This is a genomic window from Nitrosomonas sp. (assembly GCF_022842015.1).
In the GTDB taxonomy this organism is placed as follows: Bacteria; Pseudomonadota; Gammaproteobacteria; order Burkholderiales; family Nitrosomonadaceae; genus Nitrosomonas.
Map to the genome: position 1 here is coordinate 1 of NZ_JALHQJ010000123.1, position 4244 is coordinate 4244.

The following is a 4244-nucleotide window of genomic DNA, read 5'->3' on the forward strand; positions in this document are numbered from 1 at the left end:
ACCTCGGATGGCACAGAATGATTGACCGTCTCGGTCAAAGTATTACACCAATCCTTTGTTTTATAGCATCTCTTGGCAAAACAAGGCAGGTTCAACAACTAATTGTGACATAGCCTAAATAATGATTCCCAAGAAAGGCGTATCGAGCCTTGTTTTGCCATATCAGCGGTCAAATCAGCAGCGTTTTGCTTCTTGCGTGTTGACGTCGGTTGAAAACTGACCAGAAAAACTGTTTGTACTAATCGAATTTTGACCAGACAATCTACGTATCTTGCTTAATTTTTTGGCAAGGTTAATAAGAGTGATTATTATGGTCATGTATGCAAAGATCCGGCGGATGTTTTTATTACCAAGGTTTAATATATATTCAATGGGTTATATGAAGTATTATTATACTAATCCTGGTTGAATCAGGTCGCCTTGCTTTGGGATTAACAAGACAGCGCCCCTGCCTCATCAATATCTTGACAGTCAGTAGCCAATAAAGTCTACTATCAGCAGGCTATCAGGCTCTATACCGTCCTGTTATAGCTCAAATTCATCTCCGGTTGTCGATCATGAAGGAATCATTGCGGTGTTTTCAGCGTTTAAAAATTTTAGCTTTATAACAGCGCTTGGTTATCTGGCATTTTCCGCAAGCTGGCTTGCATTTGCTTACTTCTTCGGGCGATTGATCCCGGATCAACAATTATGGTTTGCCTTGCTGGTAACGCTCCTATTTGGTTTACCTATTTACTTGGCTGCTATTTATGCGGTGACAATACAAAGAATTTATCTTTCCAGTCAGTTCAAGAAGCTCGGCATTTTGCATTGGTTATTCACCCGGCGAATTCTGCCATATATCGGGTGGCTGCTGTGGGCGGTCATTTTTGCATTTTTATTGTTGTTTTATCTCGGTTCAGCTGATAAACGAGAATGGATCGCATTTTTTGCTGTAATCCCCGTATTCGCAGCTATTTATGCTATTTTCTTTCCCTTGGCTGCACGTGAATACAAACCATACATTGCCGTGCATAAATCATTATCCTGGTCACGCTGGGTAACTTCGTTGGTTATGTCGATATTTTTTGTAGTGTCCATCAACCATAGCGATGTAAATCGTCAATATGCATCACTGGCTGGGGCGGTCGCAACGGAAAGCCAGAAATTGGATGGAGCCACAAATAGCATTTTAATTCTTGAAACCAATCGGTTACTGGGTTTTATCGAAGGCGTAAAGCGCTATGGGCTCAGTAGTTTGCATTCATTCAGCAATATGCTTTATTTAGGCGCAGTTTTTCTGGGTAGCTTAGTATTTTTCTTCAATATCACCTTGGGAATTTCCAGCTTCATGGTTCCCTTATCCGAATACCGCCGTGTATTCGCTCCGATACAGGATAGCGATGATCCACCTGCGGTTTCACCTTGGGCTTTGGGAATCACATCAGCATTCGCCACTTTTTTTATTTTCTTCATTTACGTACCGTCAACCGTTTATGTCGATGCCTGGATGCGATCTAATCCGGAAACTGTGGAAGAAATTCGCACCTCCCAGCAAATTGTCGTGCAAACGGTGGAGAAAATAGGAGATGATTACTACAGGCTCGGAACTGCGGAGCAGATTGAACAAGCTTATCTCGAAAGTTTACTCAATCTGGAAACTTCACTGGATCAATTGCGCAAAACCACCGATCTCGGGTTTAAGCAAATGATTGACAATGTGGATGATTATCTCGATTGGTATTATAGCCTGCCGGGTGAGTATGAACGTATTGTGGCGCTTGCTACCGGCGTACTGGAAAACTGGATGGCAGAGAAACTGCAGAGCTATCTAATGAAAGGCAATGCATTCGGTCCTGTACAGCAATCCATTGAAGATGTATTACATAATAATCTGCAATTGCGTGCTGAACATTTGCAGAAAGTTGAGCGAATACTCTCTGAAAACCGCGTCGATCGCATCGACAATTCGCAGCTTGATATTGTCCGTCAGGCCTCGCTTAGCGCGCTGAAAGAACCGCCTACGCACAGCGTGATTGTTAACTTGGAAAATCGCATGCTGATTTCCGGTGGCATAGGCACCGCAGGTGCGATCACCGGTGCGATTGCCGGCAAGATCACAGCGAAAGTCGCCGGGAAAGGCATTATCAAATTAGGCGCGCAGGCTTTGATCAAAGTGACCGCCGGTAAAGCAGTCAGCGCTTTAGGCGGAGCCGCGGCTGGCGCCGCGACCGGAATGGCGTTAGGTTCATTCATTCCCGGCATTGGCACGGCCATTGGCGCGGCTATCGGTGGTATCATTGGTGGGATCACAATTGGATTAACCGTCGAGAAATTGCTTTTGATGCTTGAAGAAGCATTTTCGCGTGAAGAATTTAAGCAACAAATCCTTGAAGCCATCGAGGAAGAGCGCATCGAATTCGAAAGATTTTTAAATACCCCAGCTTTATTGGATGAAACCCCCGATGACATGATTGAAGTTGAATCGCCTTGAAGTTTTTCTGAAGCCCAATAGGCTTGTTTATCTAACCTTGACCTTGAATCTGTATGGAACATAACATTACCCTGATCACCACGATTGCAGCAGGCTTTGGTTTGGCTTTGATTTTTGGCTTTATTGCAGAAAAGTTAAAAACTCCTGCTCTGGTTGGCTATTTATTGGCCGGAATTGCAATCGGCCCTGCAACACCTGGATTTGTCGCAGATATCGGTATTGCTGCGCAATTAGCGGAAATCGGCGTGATGTTGCTAATGTTTGGTGTCGGATTACATTTTTCCTTGAATGATCTTCTGGCTGTCAAGCGTATCGCTTTGCCGGGCGCGATAGTGCAAATGACTGTTGCAACTCTACTGGGTATCGCCCTGGCCGACTGGTGGGGCTGGGATTTTGGTGCAGCATTAGTACTGGGCTTATCACTATCCTGTGCCAGTACAGTCGTACTCCTAAAAGCAATTGAATCGCGGGGATTGCTGGAAACCATGACCGGTCGCATTGCGATCGGTTGGTTGATTGTTGAAGATTTAGTCACGGTTCTGATTCTGGTATTGCTACCTTCATTTGCTACCATGCTGGGCGGATCAAACGGCACTGAAACTGCGGCAGAACCTTTGTGGCAAACGATTGGAATCACTTTACTACTGGTTTCAGCTTTTATTGCTTTCATGTTTATTGTTGGACTGCGCTTGCTGCCTTGGCTGTTATGGCAGGTTGCCCGCACGGGTTCGCGCGAATTGTTTACGCTGGCGGTTGTCGCCGCTGCCATTTGTATAGCCTATGGTGCTGCAGCATTGTTTAACGTGTCGTTTGCATTGGGTGCCTTCTTCGCAGGCATGGTGATGCGTGAATCAAAATTCAGTCATCGCGCTGCGGAAGAATCCCTGCCGCTACGCGATGCTTTTGCAGTGCTGTTTTTTGTCTCCGTAGGCATGTTGTTTGATCCTGCTGTATTAATCGATGAGCCTATGCGGGTTTTAGCAGTCGTCGCGATTATTATTGTGGGCAAATCAATGGCTGCTATGTTATTGGTGCTGATTCTGCGTTATCCGCTCAATACTTCTTTAACCGTTGCTGCCAGCCTCGGACAAATCGGAGAATTTTCGTTTATTCTGGCAGGTTTGGGGCTGTCACTTGAGTTGATGCCTGCCGAAGGAATGAGCCTGGTACTTGCTGGCGCGTTGATTTCTATCGCTTTTAATCCGATCGCATTTGCGGCTATCGTGCCTATCCGCAATTGGATCTTGAAGCATTCTGCTGTGGCGCGCAAATATGAAAGTCGCGATGATCCGTATGCTGAATTACCCATGAGTACCGAACGCAAATACCTGCAGGGTCAGGTTGTTCTCGTCGGCTACGGTCACGTAGGTGAACGCATTGGACAGGCACTTAAAGATCAAGATATTCCGTTTGTCGTTGCAGAACAAAATCGCGAGCTGGTACAGGATTTGCGAAAACAGAGCATTAATGCGGTATCTGGTGATGCGACAGAACCTTCGGTATTAATCCAAGCGCATATAACCGATGCGGCCATGCTGGTAATTTCAGTCCCCGATCCATTAAATATTCGTCAAATGATTGATACTGCATGCACCTTAAACCCTGCAATCGAAATTGTATTACACACTCGCAATGAGGATGAAACGGCGTTACTACGCAAGGATAATGTTGGCACCGTATTTTTCAGCGAAGAGGAGCTTGCTAAAAACATGACTCATCATATACTGCAACGCTTTGATACGAAACCCAAGACTGACACAGTCAAACGCTA

At 45.4% G+C, this 4244-nt stretch carries 2 protein-coding genes and 1 pseudogene; all 3 read left to right on the forward strand.

Annotated features, from left to right (window positions below):
• Positions 1 to 113: pseudogene (locus Q0C11_RS14520) on the forward strand (IS1595 family transposase); the annotation flags it as partial.
• A gap of 461 nt (positions 114 to 574) precedes the next feature.
• The gene (locus Q0C11_RS14525) at positions 575 to 2473 is read left to right on the forward strand and encodes a hypothetical protein (protein ID WP_293009189.1); all 1899 of its coding nucleotides are present in this window, start codon (positions 575 to 577) and stop codon (positions 2471 to 2473) included.
• Between the two features lie 53 nt (positions 2474 to 2526).
• A partial coding sequence (ybaL, locus tag Q0C11_RS14530; protein ID WP_293009191.1) for a YbaL family putative K(+) efflux transporter occupies positions 2527 to 4244 on the forward strand: 1718 nt, incomplete at its 3' end.